This is a genomic window from Streptomyces sp. NPDC050439, assembly GCF_040655335.1.
Taxonomy (GTDB): Bacteria; Actinomycetota; Actinomycetes; order Streptomycetales; family Streptomycetaceae; genus Streptomyces.
The window spans coordinates 1,057,581-1,075,242 of sequence record NZ_JBFAJT010000001.1 but is presented as its reverse complement, the minus strand read 5'-3'; the positions used below and the strand labels follow the sequence as shown (position 1 = coordinate 1,075,242).

Genomic DNA, 17,662 nt, shown 5'->3' with positions numbered 1-17,662 from the left:
CTGCCGCGGCCTGTCCGGCACCGGTACCGAAAGCTAGGCTGGCGGGCGGACGACGCATCGGGAGGAGCACGGACGTGGCCGAAGGCACCATTCAGCAGCATCCGCTCGCAGGTCAGCAGCGCCCGCTCGCGGGCTGGGACAAGCCGGAGCTCGACCTCAGCACAGCGGACTGGCAATCGAGCAGCGAGGGGCGGGGTGATGTGGAGATCGCCTTTGTCGAGGGCTTCATCGCGATGCGCAACGCAGGCCGTCCCGAGAGCCCGTCCCTCATCTTCACCCCGGCGGAGTGGGGAGCGTTCGTGCACGGCGCGCGTGCGGGGGAGTTCGACCTGACGTAGGCCGTGTGGGGCGTTGTGACCCCTCGTCTCCGGCTGTCGCGACCGCTCGCGGCTCGTGCCGTGCTGACCTGGTGACCTCGGAATCCGCCGCCGGCCCGCCTCCCGCACGGGGCGGGGGCCGGCAGCGGAGCCGGTCGACCTTGGCCTTGCGCCGGAGACGAGGAAGCCATGAGTGACGACGCCCCCGTTGACCCTGTCGCGGCCGTCGACGGACCTGTCGTCGTGGCCGTAGACGGATCGGCCGGCAGCGACCACGCCCTGGAATGGGCCCTGACCGCGGCGCGCCTGCGGGACGCGCCGCTGCGGATCGTGCACGTACGGCAGTACGCGATGCCGCTCGCCGACGGTCCGTACATGCCGGCCATCGATCACCGCCCGGACGCCGACCCGGTCGTCGACCGGGTGCGCGCGGCCCTGGAGGGGCGGGCGCAGCTGCCCCCGCTGACCGTCGAGGTCATGGAGGGCACCCCGGGGCGGGACATCCCCCGGCTCGGCGACGCGGCGCGGCTCCTTGTCCTCGGGTCGCGCGGGCGCGGCGGCTTCGCCAGCCTGCTGCTCGGCTCGAACGGCATCGCGTGCGCGCGCGAAGCGGCGTGTCCCGTGGTCGTGGTGCGGCCGGACAAGGAACTCACGGCGGGGGCCGAGCCGTGCGTGGTGCTCGGCCTGGACGCGCTCTCCCCGCACGCGTACACGATCGGCTACGCCTTCGCGGAGGCGGCGCTGCGCGGCGCGGTGCTCCGGGTCGTGAGCGCCTATCCCGGGCCCGTCCTCGTCTACACCGCCACCGGAGACTTCGTGACCTCGGCGGAGGCGGACGCGGCGACCGCGGCGCAGTACACGGAGCTGGCGGGCGAGCAGCTCGCGCCCTTCCAGGAGCGGTACCCGAACGTGCGCGTCGAGAGGGAGGTCCTGCCGGGGGACGCGGCGGGTCTCCTGGTGGACGCCTCGCGGGAGGCGGAGCTCGTGGTGGTGGGACGACACCACAGCCGCAGGTCGCTGGGGCGGCTGATGGGATCGGTGACCAACGCGGTGCTGCTGCACGCGAAGGGCGCGGTGGCCGTGGTGCCTCCGGAGTCCCGGTAGGGGCGGTCTCTTCGGGTCGGGCTGCACCCTCCGGCCCGGTCCCTGGGCCTCACCGCAGCACCACGCACCCCCGCTCCTCCAGCCTCCGCAGCAGTTCCTCCGGCACGGCGACCTCGTTCCAGCGCAGGTCGAGTTTCTCCAGCGCGGGCAGGTCGCCGATCCAGGGCGGGAGCTCTCGCAGCCGGTTGGACCGCAGATCGAGCCGCCGCAACAAGGGCAGGCCGCGCACGGCCTCGGGGACTCTCTCGAACTCGTTCTCCCGCAGCTCCAGTTCACGCACCTCGCGCAAGTCGCCCAGCGAGTCGGGGAGCGACGTGAGGCGGTTGCCGCGCAGCCACAGCTCACGCAGGGCCTTCAAGGCGCCCAGCGACGAAGAGACCGAGGTGAGGCGGTTGTGCTGGGCGCGCAGTTCCACCAGGGAGGCGAGCGAGCCCAGGGTGTCCGGCAGCGCCGTCAGCCGGTTCTCGCCCACGTTGAGATAGGTCAGCCGCTTCAGGTTGCCCAGGGTGTCCGGCAGCGACGTGAGGTGGTTGTCGTGGACGTAGAGGAAGCGGCTCAGGGCGGTCAGACCGCCCAGCTCCGGCGGGAGTTCGGTGAGGAGGTTATGGCCCAGGTCCAGTGTGTGCAGTGAGGTCAGGGTGCCGATCCGGGCGGGGAGCCGCGTCAGCGCGTTGTCGGGCAGGAGCAGCACCTCCAGGGACGTGTGGTGCCACACCTCGGCGGGGACGTCGCTCAGGCCGCCGTGCCAGTAGTTGAGTACGTTCTCGGAGTCGACCGTCACATGAATTCCTTTCGTCCGCAGTGGCTGACCATGGCACGTGGCACCGCTGTGGCCGAATCGGCTCCCGGCGGGCCCCACGGGCGTAACCTGAAGTGCCTGAAGTCCAGGGCCCGCGCCGCGAGAAGCGCCCGGCGCACCACCGTGGCGAGGGGTGTCCCATGGTGCAGCACGTCACCCACGGCAAGCGGATCCTCTTCGAGCGTGAAAGCGAACTCCAAGCGGTCGACGAGGCGTTGAGCGAGCTGTGCGGCCTTTCGCGGGACGGCTCCGAGCCGCCGGACAGGCCCCGCGGCGCCCTCATCGCCTTCGCCGGGCGAGCGGGCCTCGGCAAGACCTCCCTGCTCGCCGAGGCGCGGCGCCGCGCCGTCGCCAAGGGCTGCACCGTGGCGTCGGCCCGCGGCGGTGACCAGGAGCAGCGGGTCGCCTTCCACGTGGTGCGGCAACTGGTCCAGCCGCTGCTCGCCTCCGTCCCGGACGCGGAACTGCGGGACGTGCTCGGCAGCTGGTACGCCATCGTCGGCCCCGCCCTGGGGCTGTGCGCGCCGCCGGACGACGCGCCGCCCGACCCGCAGGGGCTGCGGGACGGTCTCGACTGGGTGCTCACCCATCTCGCCGTGCAGCGCGCCCCGCTGGTCGTCGTGATCGACGACGCGCACTGGGCCGACGCCGAGTCGCTGAGCTGGCTCTCCGCCTTCGCTCCGCGCGCGGAAGCCCTGCCGTTGCTGCTGATCGTCGCCTACCGACCCGAGGAACTGCCCGCGCACGCCGAGGAGTTCAGAGGTCTGCCCGGACGTGCCGGGCAGCGGCCCATCGGACTCGAACCGCTCAGCGCCACCGCCGTCGCCCGCCTCGTACGCGACTCGCTCGGCGCCCGCGCCGACGACGCGTTCTGCCGCGAGTGCTGGGCGGTGACCGCGGGCAATCCGTTCGAGGCCGTGGAACTGACCGCGAAGGTGCGCGACCGCGGTCTCACCCCGGACGAGGCCGGCGCGCATCTGCTGCGTGATCTCGCCGCGGCCGTCAAGGGCAGCGGCCTCGTCGCCCGCCTTGAGCGCCTTGGCACCTCCACCGTCCGGTTCGCCTGGGCCTGCGCCGTCCTGGGCACCTCGATCTCCCCGGCACTGGCCGCGACCGTCGCGGGCATCGGCGAGCGCGAGGCCGCCGACTGCGCGGACCGGCTGCGCCGCGCCCGGGTCCTGACCGGCGCCCGCACCCTGGAATTCGTGCACCCGCTGATCGCCACCGCCGTCTACCGCGCCATCCCCTGCGGCGTGCGCGTCGCCCTGCACGGGCAGGCAGCCTGGACGGTGGTCAACGCGGGACTCGGGGCGTCCGCCGCCGCACGCCATCTCCTGGAGGTCCACCCCGACGGCGACACCTGGGTCGTGCAGCAACTGCGCGCCGCCGCCCGCGAGACCGTCCGCGCGGGCGCCCCCGACGCCGCACGGCGCTATCTGGCCCGCGCCCTGCGGGAACCCCCGCCCTGGGAGGACCGCGCCGCCGTCCTGTACGAACTCGGCTGCGCGTCCCTCCTGACCGAACCGGCGACCACCGTCAACCACCTGCGCGCCGCGCTGGAGGAGCCCATCACCGATCCGGCCCTGCGCCACGGCATCGTCTACCGCCTCTCCCAGGTCCTCGCCCACTCCGACCGCCTCGGCGAGGCCTCCGACACCCTCGCCCGGGAGATCCGGCTGACCACCGAGCCACGGGTGCGGATCCGGATGCAGGCCGAGCAGTTCATGTGGGACGCCTTCCGGGCCGACGAGCCGGACTCGCCCGCCCGTTCACGGCGCCTCGCCCGGCTCGCCGACCGGCTGCCGGGGCACGACCTCACCGAGCGGTACATCATCGGGCTGCGCGCCTGGGACGCGATGCTGCGCGCGGAACCCGCCGGGACGGCCGTGCGCAACGCCGAGCGCGCCCTGGTCGGCGGGCTCGGCTGGGCCGAGGAGGGCCGGGGCTTCGAGGTCCCCGTCCTGGTCGCGCTCACCTTCCTGTACGCCGACCGCCCCGGCCGGGCCGAGGAACTGTTCGCCGCCGGGATCGCCGACTTCGAGCGGCAGGGCTGGCGCGGCGCCCATCTGTCGTTCGCGTACACGCTGCTCGGGTACGTGCGTTTCCGCCGCGGGCGCCTCGCCGAGGCCGAGGACTTCGTGCGCGCGGGGCTGCGGATCGCCGAACGGGTCGGGCCGGGAACCCCCGCCCACTGGTACGCCGTCGGCATCCTCGTCGAGATCCTGCTGGCCCGTGGCCGCGTCGGCGAGGCCACCCGCACCGCGGAGGAGTACGGCTTCGGGGCGCCGTTCCCCGCGGCCGTCGTCTTCCCCGACGCGCAGGCCGTGCACGGTGAACTGCTGCTCGCCCGCGGTCTCACCAAGGACGCGGCCGCCGAACTCGGCGCGGCGGGGCGCCGCCTCGACCCGCGCGGCATGCGCAACCCCGCCTGGTGTCCCTGGCAGCTGCACCTCGCGCTCGCCGAGGCCGCGGACGCCCCCGAGCGGGCCCTCGACACCGCGTACGAGGCGGTGCGGCGTGCCCGCAGGTTCGCCACCGCGTCGGCGGTCGGGCAGGCGCTGCGGATCACGGCCGAGGTGGCGTCGGGCTCCGCGCGCATCAAGCTCCTGGAGGAGTCCGTGAGCCACCTGGAGCGGTCGCCGGCGGCATACGAACTCGCCTGTGCGCTGGTGTGCCTCGGCGCCGAACTGCGACGCGCCGGACGCCCCAAGGACGCCGCCGACCCCCTCTACCGGGGGTTGGAGGCGGCCGTCCAGTGCGGCGCCGACGGCCTGGTCGAGCAGGCCCGCGACGAGCTGGCCGCGGCGGGCCTGCGCCCACGCCTGCTGCACAGCACCGAGACCGACACGCTCACCGCGCGCGAGCGGACCGCCGCGATGCTCACCGCCCGCGGCGAGTGCACCGCCCGGGTCGCCGATGAGCTGCACACCGACGAGCCGGCGGTCGTGCGGCTGCTGTCCGCCGTCTACCGGAAAGTGGGAACGGACCGCTCCGGTCTCGCCGCCGCACTCGCGCCCCACGACCCCCGCTGACCTCGTGCTGAACACCGTCCCGCCCACCGCCGCGCCTCGCACGGAGCGGCGCCGCCCCCGCGCCGGGAACCACCGCGGGCCACGTACCATTGGCGCATGTCCTTCCTCCGCCGCCGCAGCTCCGCCACTCCCGCCGGGCCGGACTTCGATGTCCTCGCCATGGACCCGGGTGACTGGCCCGGCAATCTCGGCGCGGGCCTGCTGCCCGCCCCCGACGGCAGCTGCCAGGGCGTCTTCCTGCGCTACGACCTCTTCGGCGGGCGCGGCCCCGCGATGATCATCGGCAATCTGCCCGAGGGCTCCCCGGCGCGTGACACGGCCGACGACGAGGTGCCCTTCGAGGTGGCCCAGCTGCTCCTCGCGCTGGAGAACGACGAGGAGGTCACCGTCGTCACCACCGAGGACATGCCGGTGATGCAGGGCGACAACCTCCTCATCGTGCGTCGGCTCAAGCTCTCGGAAAGCCGTGTCTCCTGCGTGCAGTTCGACCGCAGCGACGGCGTCCTGGTGACCATCGCCGCCTGGGACCGGCCGATCACCGACGATCTGTACGCCCTCCTGAAGCCGCTGCCCGCGGAGCTCTTCCAGCAGGGCTGACGCGCCCGGCACCCCCGCAGGCCATTCGCCCACCCCTCTCGCCGGAGGGGTGGGTTTTGTCATGTGCCTTGCCAGGCCAGTCATCGGACTTTTAACGTGACCGGTCATGACTCCCGGGATCTCGCGAAGAACCACGATGAAGTCCGCCGTAGGCGGAGCAGCCGTACTGGCATCGGGTGGAGGCGTGCTCTCCGGTACCGCGACCGCAGCTGACAGCGACCGCGATGGGCGCGATACCTCCGATGAATCGTTGCTCTGGTATGCGACGCCCGCCGCCGACTGGGAACGCGAGGCCCTCCCCATCGGCAACGGCGCACTCGGTGCCATGATCTTCGGCACCCTCGCCTCCGAGCGGCTCCAGTTCAACGAGAAGACCCTGTGGACCGGCGGCCCCGGCTCCCGCGAGGGCTACGACCACGGAAACTGGCGCGAGGCCAGGCCCGGCGCCCTCGCCGCGGTGCAGAAGGAACTGGACGAGAAGGGCAGGCTCGCCCCCGACGCGGTCGCCGCCGACCTCGGTCAGTCCCGCCGCGGCTACGGCGCCCACCAGACCTTCGGCGACCTGCACCTCGACGTGCCCGGCGCACCGGCCGAGCCCGACGCCACGTACCGCCGCACCCTCGACCTCGCCACCGGCCTGGCGACCGTCACGTACACCCACCAAAAGGTGCGCCACGAGCGGGAGTTCTTCGCCTCGTACCCCGACGGCGTGCTCGTCGGGCGCCTCAGCGCGGACCGCCCCGCGAGCGTCACCTGCACCCTGCGCCACACCTCGCCCCGCGCCGACTGCACCGCGAAGGCGGACGGCGACCGGATCGCCGTACGCGGCGAACTCGCCGACAACGGCCTGAAGTTCGAGGCGCAGCTGCGCGTCGTGCACCGGGGCGGCACGCGCACGGCGAACGCGGACGGCAGCATCACCGTGACCGGCGCCGACCACGTCTGGTTCGCGCTCGCCGCCGGAACGGACTACGCCGACACCTACCCCGACTACCGCGGCGACGACCCGCACGCCCGCGTCACCGGCACCGTCGACAAGGCCGTCGCCCGCGGCCACGGCGCGCTGCGCGCCCGCCATCTGCGCGACCACCGCGACCTGTTCGACCGCGTGACCCTCGACATCGGCCAGGCCGCTCCCGCCGATGTCCCGACCGACCAGCTGCTCAAGGGGTACGGGGGAGGTGCGAGCGCTGCCGACCGAGCCCTCGAAGCCCTCTTCTTCCAGTACGGCCGCTACCTCCTCATCGCCTCCTCGCGGCCGGGCTCGCTGCCCGCCAACCTCCAGGGCGTGTGGAACAACAGCACCACCCCGCCCTGGTCAGCCGACTACCACACCAACATCAACCTCCAGATGAACTACTGGCTCGCCGAGGCCGCCAACCTCCCCGAGACCACTGCCCCCTACGACCGCTTCGTCGAGGCGCTGCGCGTGCCGGGGCGGCGCACGGCCAAGGAGATGTTCGGTTCACGGGGCTGGGTGGTGCACAACGAGACCAACCCCTACGGCTTCACCGGCGTCCACGACTGGTCGACCGCCTTCTGGTTCCCCGAGGCCGCCGCCTGGCTCACCGCGCAGCTCTACGAGCACTACCGCTTCGGCGGCTCCACCGCGTACCTGCGCACCACTGCCTACCCGGTGATGAAGGAGGCCGCCGAGTTCTGGCTCGACAACCTGCGCGTCGATCCGCGCGACGGCACCCTCGTCGTCACCCCGAGCTACTCGCCGGAGCACGGCGACTTCACCGCGGGTGACTCCATGGCGCAGCAGATCGTGCACGACCTGCTCACCAACACCCTGGAAGCGGCCCGGGTGCTCGGCGACTCGGCCGCCTTCCGCGCCGAGCTGGAGAAGACCCTGGGCAAGCTCGACCCCGGCCTGCGCGTCGGCTCCTGGGGCCAGCTCCAGGAGTGGAAGGCCGACCTGGACGACAGGACCGACGACCACCGGCACGTCTCCCACCTCTACGCCCTGCACCCCGGCCGCCAGATCCAGCCGGGCAGCAAGTGGGCCGACGCCGCCAAGGTCTCCTTGACCGCGCGCGGCGACGGCGGCACCGGCTGGTCCAAGGCGTGGAAGGTCAACTTCTGGGCGCGGCTCCGCGACGGCGACCACGCGCACAAGATGCTCGCCGAACAGCTGAAGTCCTCGACGCTGCCGAACCTCTGGGACACCCATCCGCCGTTCCAGATCGACGGCAACTTCGGGGCGACCTCGGGCATCGTGGAGATGCTCCTGCAGAGCCAGTTCGACGTCATCGAGGTGCTGCCCGCGCTGCCCGCGAGCTGGCCCGAGGGATCGGTGCGCGGGCTGCGGGCACGCGGCGGGGCGCGCCTCGACGTCGCGTGGTCGGTCGGCCGGGCCACCCGCATCGTCCTCACCGCCACCCGCACCCGCGAACTCACCGTGCGCAGCGACCTGTTGACGGGCGGCGAGCAGACCTTCAAGGCGCGGGCCGGACAGCGCTACGTCTTCGACTGAGCACCCCTCCGCCCAGACGTCAGGGCCGGGCCCGCCCCCACGCGAACCCGGCCCCGACCGTCATCGGCGCTCTAGGAGCCCGATCGCACCACCTTCACGTCGGCCGCCCGGACGTACGCCACGCGATGCCCGAACTGCACCTTGTAGTACATGTCCTTGCCGCGCACCACCTTGTGCGGCGTCGTGTCGAACGTCGGCGCGTAGAAGTACTCGCCCGGCACCTTGCCGCCGGTCGCGTACTCCTGTCCCGCGAGGAGCTTGTACGGCAGCGGCGTGACCGCCTGCACAGGGACACCCGCCGGGTACGCCTCCTTCTCCGGGTAGGCGCGTCCGTACACCGGGACCTCCTGGGCATCGCCCTTCGGCGTCACCACGAGGCCCTTCGCGTCGACGGCCGTCGGCTGCTTCCGCGGGTTCTTGAACCAGGCCTTCTGGCCCAGGTACCAGACGGCGGTCCAGTCGCCCTTGCGCTCGGCGACCGCGTACTGCTGGCCGGTGGAAAGGCGGGCACCGGTGTCGTTCACGCCGATCGTCGAGTCGCCGCCGCCGGGCCGCAGGCCGATGTCCTTGATGAGCGGCGCGTCGTCACGGGGCTCGGTGTGGACGCGTACCGCGGCCGAGCCGTGCGGCACGCACGTCTCGCCCGGCTTGACGCAGCCCGTGTACTCCGGCCGGTTCTCGGAGTACTCGGGTGCCACCGTCACCAGGCCGCCGTTCGGGCCCGCCGTGCGCTTGAACGGCTTGCCCATCAGCGTGAAGTAGTGCTGCCAGTCCCAGTACGGGCCCGGGTCGGTGTGCATGCCCGCGATCGTCGACGGCAGCGTGCCCGGGACGTTGTCGTGGCCGATGATGTGTTGGCGGTCCAGCGGGATGCGGTACTTCTTGGCGAGGTACTTCACCAGGCGCGCCGACGAGCGGTACATCGCCTCCGTGTACCAGGTGTCGGGCGCCGTCAGGAAGCCCTCGTGCTCCAGTCCGATCGACTTGGAGTTCACGTACCAGTTGCCCGCGTGCCAGGCGACGTCCTTGGCCTTCACGTGCTGGGCGATGTGGCCGTCGGTGGAGCGCAGGGTGTACTGCCAGGAGACGTACGTGGGGTCCTGCACCATGTTGAGGACGCCTTCCCAGCGGCCTTCGGTGTCATGGACGACGATGGTGTCGATGCGCTGGCTCTTGGGCCGGTCCGCCAGGTCGTGGTTGCCGTAGTCGTCGTTGCCGTTCGGGTCCTTGAACTCCTCGTACGGAGCCGGGATCCACTCGCACGACACGGTCGTCGGGCACTCGGTCTCGCCCTTCGGTGCCTTCCGCAGCCCCATGCCCCGGACCTGCGCGGCATCCGGCTTCAGGCCGGCGACCGGCGCGAGCGCCATCTGCTGGCCGGCGTCCGTGGTGCGCGACTGCCCGTCGTGGATGACGGCGAAGACGTCGTTGGCGTACGTCGCCGCGGTGGCCTGGTCGTCCGCGCCGGAGAAGCGGGCGATCGCGCCGTACCACTCGGCCGGGTCGTCGCTCAGCGGCTTGCCGAGCTTCTTCTGCGCGGCGGCGAGCAGGGCGGCACCGCCGCGTACGTTGGCGGCGGGGTCGGTGCGCAGCCGCTCCGCGGGGAGACCGCTGACCTCGGCGGCGCGGCGCAGGGTTTTCAGCCGGGCGGGCAGTTCGGAGTTCTCGGGCGCCTTGGCCGTGAACTCCTCAGGCTTGAGGACTCCCCGGGACGCGTCGCCGCGCGGGTCCTCCTCGCCCTCGCTGTGGTGCGGGGCGCCGGCGACCGCGGTGCGCGCGTCGGTGAGGTGCATGGGGCCGTACCCGCCGGTCACGCTCGGCGCGCCGCCGTGCGCGTCCCAGCGGGACTGCAGATAGGACACCCCGAGCAGCACGCTCTGCGGTACGCGGTATTCGGCGGCCGCGGCCGCGAAGGCGCCCTGCAGCTCACCGCCCGCACCGGGAGCGCCCGGCGACGAGGCGGAGGAGGTGGACGGGGCGGCACCGAGCAGCGGAAGCAGCAGGCCGGCGGAGACAAGGGCGCCCGCGGTCCTGACGGCGCGTCTGCGCGCGGCAGGGGTACGGACGGTGGGGGATCCTCGCAAGGCAGCCTCCTGGGGCGGTGAAGCGTGATGGGGCGTGCGGGGCCGGGCGTGCGTCAGTGGTACCGGCTCTCCGACGATCCGTCAATCATGCCCAGGAGCGCGGATTTCCCATGTCAGCGCCGGTCCCGGCGGGTTTCGCCCCAGGAGGCCGCACGGCCTGCGGCGCGTCAGTGGAGTGGACCAATGAGGTCTGGTCCACCTGTTCGGATCAGCGGGCCGCACCCGACAAGGCCCGGTCCACCTGCTGCGGGGACAGCGCGTGCTCGACGGCCAGGATGCCCGCGCCGATGGCCGCCGCGTTCTCGCCCGTACGGCTGGGCTCGATCCGCAGCACATGGGTGGCCAAGGGGTGCGACCTTCGGTACACCGCCTCCCGTACGCCCGCGAGGAGCTGGTCGTGCACGGCGGCCAGCGCCCCGCCGACCACCACCGTGTCCGGATTGAAGAAGTTCACCAGGCCCGCAAGGACCTCGCCCACCGCTCGGCCCGCCTCGCGCACCATGCGGACGGCGTCGCGGTTGCCGGACTTCACGAGCTGGACGACATCACTGCCCGAGGTCGCTCGCAGGCCGAGCTCGGACAGCTTGCGGGCGATGGCCGCACCGCCCGCCACCGCCTCCAGGCAGCCGGAGTTGCCGCACCGGCAGGGGTCCTCGATGTCGCCCACCCGGATGTGCCCGATGTCGCCCGCGCTGCCCTGCGCGCCCCGGTGCAGCCGTCCGTCGGCGACGATGCCGCAGCCGATGCCCGTGCCCACCTTGATGTAGAGCAGATAGCGCGTGTCGGGGAAGGCGCGGCGCTGCTCGGCGAGCGCCATCACGTTCACGTCGTTGTCGACGAGGGCCCGGGGCCCGAACCGCTCGGCGAAGAACTCCGGGATGGGGAACTGGTGCCAGCCCGGCATGATCGGCGGATCCACCGGACGGCCCGTCGAGAACTCCACGGGCCCCGGCACACCGACCCCGATGGACTGGAGCGACGCGGAATCGCGCTCGGTCTCATTGAGCAGGGTGTGCAGCGTCCGCTCGACGTGGCCGAGCACCTCCTGCGGGCCGTCCGCGATGGAGATCGGGTCCTCGCGCAGGGCGAGCATCTCGCCGCCGATGTCCAGGAGGGCGACCCGGCAGTGCGAAGCGCCCAAGTCGACGCCCGCCACCGCGTGTTCACGCGTGCGCAGGCGCAGCCGCCGCGGTGGCCGACCGCCCGTCGAGCCGCCGTCCGCCTCCTCGGTGAGGAAGCCGTGCGCGATCAGCGCGTCCACCCGCTGGGACACCGTCGACCGCGCGAGCCCCGTCATCCGGGCGATGTCGGCGCGGGTCTCCACCGCCCCCGTGCGGAGCAGGGCGAGGACTTCGCCGGGTGTCGACGGTACGGAAACGGGGTGATCCGGCGCTCCAGACATGGCAGCAACCTTAGGGACGAGTTTGGCTGCTCACAAGGCTGATGCTGTTCGACGATCGACCTAAGTGCCCGTCAACTCGCTTGTACAGAAAGCTGCTTGGGCCCTTGACAGGTCAAAGCTCCCTCATCACATTGCTCTGCAGACCGCTGCCGAAGGAGCCGAGGGTGCAGGCGATGCAGGCGACGCAACAGATGTTGGCGATGCGCGGGGTGTCCAAGAGCTTTCTCGGAGTGCGAGTGCTGCACGGGGTGTCGCTCGACCTCGCTGCCGGCGAGGTGCACGCGCTTGTCGGTGAGAACGGCGCCGGCAAGTCCACCTTGATGAAGGTCCTCGCGGGCGAACACGTCCCCGACGAGGGCAGCATCGTGCTCGACGGAACGGAGCATGCCTTCAGCCACCCGGCGCAGGCCCAGGCCGCCGGAGTCGGCATCATCCATCAGGAGTTCGCGCTGCTCCCGCACCGGACGGTCGCGGAAAACGTCTTCCTGGGCCGCGAGCCGACCCGCTACGGCCTCGTCGACCGCCGCACGATGGAGGCCCGCACGGCGGAGCTCCTGGCCGAGGTCGGCGTAGCGGGCATCACGCCCCGCACCTACATCCGGGACCTGTCCGTCGCCCGCCAGCAGACCGTCGAGATCGTCAAGGCGCTCGCCTCCGACGTCCGCGTCCTGGTCATGGACGAGCCGACCGCGCCGCTCGCCGACCACGAGGCCGGCCTCCTGCACGGCCTCGTGCGCCGCCTCGCGGCCCGCGGCCTCGGCATCCTGTACATCTCGCACCGGCTGCGCGAGGTCTTCGACCTCTCGCAGCGGATCACGGTGCTGAAGGACGGCCGTCACGTCACGACGGTGCGGACCGAGGACACCGACACCGACCAGGTCGTACGCGCCATGGTGGGCCGGGAGCTGAGCGCCTACTACCCGCCGCGCGCCCACCCCGCCGACATCGGCGAGGTACGCCTCGCCGTCACGGGCGGCGGCAACGACCGGCTGAGCGGCATCGACCTGACGCTGCGCGCCGGCGAGATCACCGGCATCGCGGGCCTGGAGGGCTCCGGCCGTACGTCCCTGGCGAGGGCCCTGTTCGGCGCCGCCCCGTTCACCTGCGGGACCATGACGGTGAACGGCGAAGTCCTGCGGCCCGCCGGACCGCGCCAGGCCATCCGCGCCGGGATCGCCCTGGTGACCGAGGACCGCAAGGCCGAGGGGCTCGCCCTGCGGCAATCCGTGCGCGACAACGCCCTGCTCGTCACGCGCGCCGTACCGGCCCGCGGGGAGCCGCCCGCCGCCCGCGAACTCACCGCGCTCCTCGAACGGGTACGGCTGCAGGCGCGCGGCGAGGACCAGGAGGCCCGCTATCTCTCCGGCGGCAACCAGCAGAAGGTCGTCATCGCCAAGTGGCTCGCCGCCCGCCCCCGCGTCCTGCTCTTCGACGAACCGACCCGGGGCGTCGACGTGGGCGCCAAGGCCGCCATCCACACCCTGGTCCGCGAACTGGCCCGCGAGGGCATCGCGGTCCTGATCGTCTCCTCCGAGCTGCCCGAACTCATCGGCATGAGCGACCGCGTCCTCGTCATGGCCGAGGGCCGCATCGCCGGGGAGCTGCCGGCGGGGGCGTCCGAGGAGGACGTGATGCGCCTCGCCACGAGTGCCCCGGCCGGAGACATCAACGACCCGAGCGCCCCGTCCGGAAAGGATTCCGTCGCGTGAGCGGTACCAGCCTCGCCCCACCGCCCGCCCCCCTGAAGACCCGCGCCCCGAGCCGCAGCAGGCTCACCGATCCCGCCGTCGGCGTCTGGCTCGCCGCCGGGGCCGTCACCGCGCTCGGCTGGATCGTGGTCGCCGCACGCGGCGGCGACTTCCTCACGCTCTCGAACGTCGTCGGCATCCTGCAGAACTGCGTCGCCCTCGGGCTGGTCGCCGTGGGCCAGACCGCCGTCATCCTCACCGGCTCCCTCGACCTGTCGGTGGCGTATCTGATCAGCCTCGGCACGCTCGTGGCCGCCACCACCATGGAGGACGGCAGCGTCGTCACCGCGGTGCTCGCCGTCCTCGCCCTGTCGGCGGCCGTCGGGCTCGCCAACGGGCTCATCGTGACCGGGCTCAAGGTCAACGCGTTCATCGCGACGCTCGGCACCGCGTTCATCCTGCGCGGCTGGATCGAGGACAACTACACGGGCCCGGCGGGCAGGGTCCCCGCCTCCTTCCAGCACCTGGGCTACGACCGGATGGGCCCGATCCCCGTCTCGCTCTTCCTGCTCGCGGCCGTCGCCGCCGCGATGTGGCTGATCACCCGCCGCACCCGCTTCGGGCATCACCTGTACGCCACGGGCGGCGACGAACACGCGGCCCGGCTCTCCGGCGTCCGCACCCGCCGCACGATCATCGCCGCGCACGTCCTGTGCTCGCTCTGCGTCGGCGCCGCCGCCCTCTTCCTCGCCTCACGGCTCGGCGCGGGCGCCCCCTGGGCCGGCACCGAGGCCCGCTACGACCTGGAGTCGATCGCCGCCGTCGTCCTCGGCGGCACCATCCTGGCGGGCGGGCGCGGGGGAGTGGCGGGCACCCTCGGCGGAGTCCTGGTGCTCGCCGTGCTCGACTCCGTCTTCAACCAGCTCGGCGTCGACCCGTTCTTCAAGAACGTCGTGCGCGGCGTCGTCATCATCGCCGCCGTCGCGATCTACGCCCGGCGCGGCAGCAGGAGGTCCGCATGAGCAGCGGCGCGGCAACCGCCGCCCCATACAAGCGAGTCGTACGTTCCCTCGGCACCGGAGCGCCCGTCTACGCGCTCCTCGTCGTCCTGCTCGCCGCACTCGCCGTCACCGACCCGGGCTTCTACGAACCCGACCGCTTCCTCGCCTTCGTCAAGCGTGCCGCGCCCCTGGTGATCCTCGCCGCCGGACAGTATCTGGTCATCGTCTGCGGCGAGTTCGACCTGTCGGTCGGGGCGATCGTCACCGCCGGTGTCGTCGCGGCGGCCGAGGTCTACGGCTCGTTTCCCGACGCACCGTGGCCGCTCATCACGGCGGGCCTGCTGCTCGCGGGCGCGGTCACCGGCCTCGTCAGCGGGCTGATCACCACCCGCCTGAGAGTGCCCTCGTTCATCACCACGCTCGGCATGATGCTGATCCTGGAGGGTGCCGTCTTCTTCTGGACGGGTGGTTCCCCGCACGGGCAACTCTCGGAAGGCTTCCGGCAGATGGGGCGCGGCACCGCCATGGGCTGGCTGCCCTGGGCGGTCCTCGCCTGCCTCGCCGCGGGCATCGTCGCCGTCCTGCTCATGCGCTCCGACTTCGGCCGTACGTTGATCGCGACCGGCGACAGCGAACGCGCCGCCGGCCTCGCCGGAGTCCGCGTGCACCGCGCCCGCGTCATCGCCTTCGTCCTGTCCGGCGCGGCGGCGGCGCTCGCCGCGGTACTCGTCGGCGGCTTCTCCGGGGTCTCCGCGCAGGCGGGCCGCGGCTACGAGTTCGAGGCGATCACCGCCGTGGTCCTCGGCGGAGTCGTGCTCGGCGGCGGCCGGGGCAGCGTGGTCGCCGCGATGGCGGGCGCCTTCTCGCTGCAGGCCCTGTTCACGCTGCTCAACCTCCAGGGCGTATCGGGTGCCCTGGAGTCCACCGTCCAGGGCGTCATCGTCATCGCCGCGGTCGGGCTGGGGGCCGCCGACTGGTCCCGGCTGCGCCGCCGTCGTACTCACTCCTCGGAAGGCAGACCCTTGTGATGAACATCCGTGTGAACCGCAGGCGCGCGCTCACGCCCGCCGCCGCCGCTCTGCTCGCGGGCGCACTGCTCACCTCCTGCTCCAGCGACACGCCCCCCGACTCGCCCGCCGCCGCCTCGCAGTCCGCCGGATCCGACGAGGGCGGTGACAAACCCTCCAAGTTCTTCGAACAGGCCGAGTACGAGCGTCAGTTGAAGCTCGGCAAAGAGACCCCCGAGGGCCCGAACGACAAGCCCTGGGAGCAGATGCTCGAACCGCAGATGACCGACACCGCCCAGTACAAGAAGAAGGGCTCGGGCGGCACCCACCTCTGCTTCTCGAATGCCGGAGTCTTCAACCCCTGGCGCCAGGTCGGCCTGAAGAACATGAAGGCCGAGGTGAAGCAGCACAAGGAGATCGACGACTTCACCGTCCTCGACGCGCAGGGCAAGGACGACAAGCAGATCTCCGACATCCAGGAGCTCGCGGGCAACAAGGACTGCGACGCGCTCATCGTCTCGCCGAACACCACCGCCACCCTCACCCCGGCGGTGAAGGAGGCCTGCGGCAAGCTCCCCGTGATCGTCTTCGACCGGGGTGTGGAGACCGACTGCGCCGTCACCTTCGTCAACCCCATCGGCGGCTACGGCTACGGCGCGGTCGCCGCGGACTTCCTCGTCGACAAGGTCAAGCCCAAGGGCAAGATCCTCGCCCTGCGCATCTCACCCGGCGTGGACGTCCTGGAGACCCGCTGGTCGGCGGCGAAGCTCGCCTTCGACAAGAGTGAACTGGACGTCGTGGAGGCCAAGTTCACCGACGGCGACCCCGCCAAGACGAAGTCGATCGTCTCCGACGCGATCTCCCGGCACGGGTCCATCGACGGCGTCTGGATGGACTCCGGCGCCACGGCCGTCGCCGCCGTCGAGGCCTTCGAGGACGCGGGCGTCGACGTGCCGCCGATCACCGGCGAGGACCAGCAGGACTTCCTCCAGGCGTGGAAGGACAAGAAGCTCACCGCGATCGCCCCCACCTATCCGACCTTCCAGTGGCGCACGCCGGTCATCGCGGCCCTGCGCATCCTGGACGGAAAAGAGGTCCCCAAGGAGTGGAAGCTGCCGCAGCCCACGATCACGCAGGCCAATCTCGACGAGTACCTCCAGGAGGGCATGCCGCCGCTGCACTACGCGATGTGCGGTTGCCAGGACATGCCGGGCTTCCCCGGAGACTGGGGAGGCAAGAAGTGACGTACGCCGCCTGGAAGTTGGGCGCGAACCCCTGGATCTGGCACTCGCCGGTCACCACCGAGGTGCTCGGCGAGACGCTGCCCCGCCTCGCGGGCTGGGGCTTCGACTGCGCGGAACTTCCCCTGGAACAGCCCGACGACTGGGAGCCCGCCGCGGTGGCGAAGCTGCTCGACGTCACGGGCCTTGCCCCCGCTGCGGTCGTCGCCGTCATGCCGGACGAGCGCAACCTCGTCCGCGCCGATCAGGGCACCCTGCGCGCCACCCAGGACTACCTCCGCCGCTGCGTCGACGCGGCGCACGCGATCGGAGCCCCCGTGGTGGCGGGCCCGGTGTACGCGGCGGTCGGCCGGACCTGGCGGATGGACCGGGCGGCGCGGGCGGCGGCGTACGAGGAGTGGCGCGAGCACATCGCGCCGGTCGTCGAGTACGCGGCACGCGCCGGTGTCCGTATCGCCGTCGAGCCCCTCAACCGCTACGAGACGAGCCTGTTCAACACCGTCGCCCAGACCCTGGAGGGCCTCGAAGGCCTGCCCGAGGAGTCGATCGGCGTCGCTCTGGACACCTACCACCAGAACATCGAGGAGCACTCCCTGCCCGAGGCGGTCCGTACGGCGGCAAGGCGCATCGCCCACGTCCAGGTGTGCGCCAACGACCGCGGCGCCCCCGGCGCCGACCACCTCGACTGGCCCGGCTTCCTGCGCGCGCTGGGCGAGTCCGCTTACCGAGGGCCGCTCTGCATCGAGTCGTTCACGGCACACAACGACGCCATCGCCGTCGCCGCCTCCGTCTGGCGGCCCCTCGCGCCCAGCCAGGACGCGCTCGCCACCGACGGACTCGGCTTCCTGCGCCGAACCCTGGCCGCCCTCTGACGTCCGACCCTCTGACATCCGGCAATCCCGCACGTCCGT

Annotated in this window: 13 protein-coding genes; 10 read left to right on the top strand and 3 right to left on the bottom strand. The window is 72.3% G+C overall.

Annotation, left to right across the window (positions count from 1 at the left end; all coding sequences use genetic code 11):
- The first annotated feature begins 74 nt into the window (after window positions 1-74).
- Together AB0I66_RS04800 and AB0I66_RS04795 are read left to right on the top strand one after the other, a co-directional pair.
- Complete coding sequence (locus AB0I66_RS04800; protein ID WP_336605706.1) at window positions 75-338, top strand: DUF397 domain-containing protein; 264 nt, start codon at window positions 75-77, stop codon at window positions 336-338.
- A 168-nt stretch (window positions 339-506) separates the two neighbouring features.
- Window positions 507-1,421 (top strand): universal stress protein, encoded by a 915-nt coding sequence (locus AB0I66_RS04795; RefSeq protein WP_363206238.1) that lies wholly within the window; start codon window positions 507-509, stop codon window positions 1,419-1,421.
- A 49-nt stretch (window positions 1,422-1,470) separates the two neighbouring features.
- On the opposite strand, the gene AB0I66_RS04790 is transcribed toward AB0I66_RS04795, so the two are convergent.
- Window positions 1,471-2,202, bottom strand: coding sequence for a leucine-rich repeat domain-containing protein (locus AB0I66_RS04790; RefSeq protein ID WP_363206237.1), 732 nt, complete (start codon window positions 2,200-2,202; stop codon window positions 1,471-1,473).
- 158 nt (window positions 2,203-2,360) lie between these two features.
- Here AB0I66_RS04790 and AB0I66_RS04785 point away from each other — a divergent pair, with 158 nt between their 5' ends.
- The 3 genes from AB0I66_RS04785 to AB0I66_RS04775 all read left to right on the top strand — a co-directional run bounded on the left by AB0I66_RS04785 (window position 2,361) and on the right by AB0I66_RS04775 (window position 8,328).
- Window positions 2,361-5,252, top strand: a complete 2,892-nt coding sequence (locus AB0I66_RS04785) for an AAA family ATPase (protein WP_363206236.1) — start codon at window positions 2,361-2,363, stop codon at window positions 5,250-5,252.
- Window positions 5,253-5,348: 96 nt separating this feature from the next.
- Window positions 5,349-5,849 (top strand): hypothetical protein, encoded by a 501-nt coding sequence (locus AB0I66_RS04780; RefSeq protein ID WP_363206235.1) that lies wholly within the window; start codon window positions 5,349-5,351, stop codon window positions 5,847-5,849.
- Between the two features lie 136 nt (window positions 5,850-5,985).
- Window positions 5,986-8,328: a glycoside hydrolase family 95 protein gene (locus AB0I66_RS04775; RefSeq protein ID WP_363206234.1), complete on the top strand. Its 2,343-nt coding sequence runs from the start codon at window positions 5,986-5,988 to the stop codon at window positions 8,326-8,328.
- 71 nt (window positions 8,329-8,399) lie between these two features.
- On the opposite strand, the gene AB0I66_RS04770 is transcribed toward AB0I66_RS04775, so the two are convergent.
- The gene (locus tag AB0I66_RS04770; protein ID WP_363206233.1) at window positions 8,400-10,412 is read right to left on the bottom strand and encodes an N-acetylmuramoyl-L-alanine amidase; all 2,013 of its coding nucleotides are present in this window, start codon (window positions 10,410-10,412) and stop codon (window positions 8,400-8,402) included.
- 208 nt (window positions 10,413-10,620) lie between these two features.
- Complete coding sequence (locus tag AB0I66_RS04765) at window positions 10,621-11,814, bottom strand: ROK family transcriptional regulator (protein WP_363206232.1); 1,194 nt, start codon at window positions 11,812-11,814, stop codon at window positions 10,621-10,623.
- A 191-nt stretch (window positions 11,815-12,005) separates the two neighbouring features.
- Between AB0I66_RS04765 and AB0I66_RS04760 the strand changes: the two genes are divergently transcribed.
- From AB0I66_RS04760 to AB0I66_RS04740, 5 genes are read left to right on the top strand one after another with little or no spacing between them, the layout of a single operon-like run.
- Window positions 12,006-13,523 carry a sugar ABC transporter ATP-binding protein gene (locus AB0I66_RS04760; protein ID WP_363206683.1) on the top strand — a complete coding sequence of 506 codons (1,518 nt, stop codon included), beginning with the start codon at window positions 12,006-12,008 and terminating at the stop codon, window positions 13,521-13,523.
- A gap of 32 nt (window positions 13,524-13,555) precedes the next feature.
- Window positions 13,556-14,524 carry an ABC transporter permease gene (locus tag AB0I66_RS04755; RefSeq protein ID WP_363206682.1) on the top strand — a complete coding sequence of 323 codons (969 nt, stop codon included), beginning with the start codon at window positions 13,556-13,558 and terminating at the stop codon, window positions 14,522-14,524.
- Window positions 14,521-15,531 carry an ABC transporter permease gene (locus AB0I66_RS04750; protein WP_363206231.1) on the top strand — a complete coding sequence of 337 codons (1,011 nt, stop codon included), beginning with the start codon at window positions 14,521-14,523 and terminating at the stop codon, window positions 15,529-15,531. The genes AB0I66_RS04755 and AB0I66_RS04750 overlap by 4 nt, the downstream gene beginning before the upstream one ends.
- Entirely contained in the window at window positions 15,531-16,754 is a 1,224-nt protein-coding gene (locus tag AB0I66_RS04745) for an ABC transporter substrate-binding protein (RefSeq protein ID WP_363206230.1), read from the top strand. Before AB0I66_RS04750 ends, AB0I66_RS04745 begins: the two co-directional genes overlap by 1 nt.
- Window positions 16,751-17,623, top strand: coding sequence for a sugar phosphate isomerase/epimerase family protein (locus AB0I66_RS04740; RefSeq protein ID WP_363206229.1), 873 nt, complete (start codon window positions 16,751-16,753; stop codon window positions 17,621-17,623). Before AB0I66_RS04745 ends, AB0I66_RS04740 begins: the two co-directional genes overlap by 4 nt.
- Window positions 17,624-17,662 lie beyond the last annotated feature (39 nt).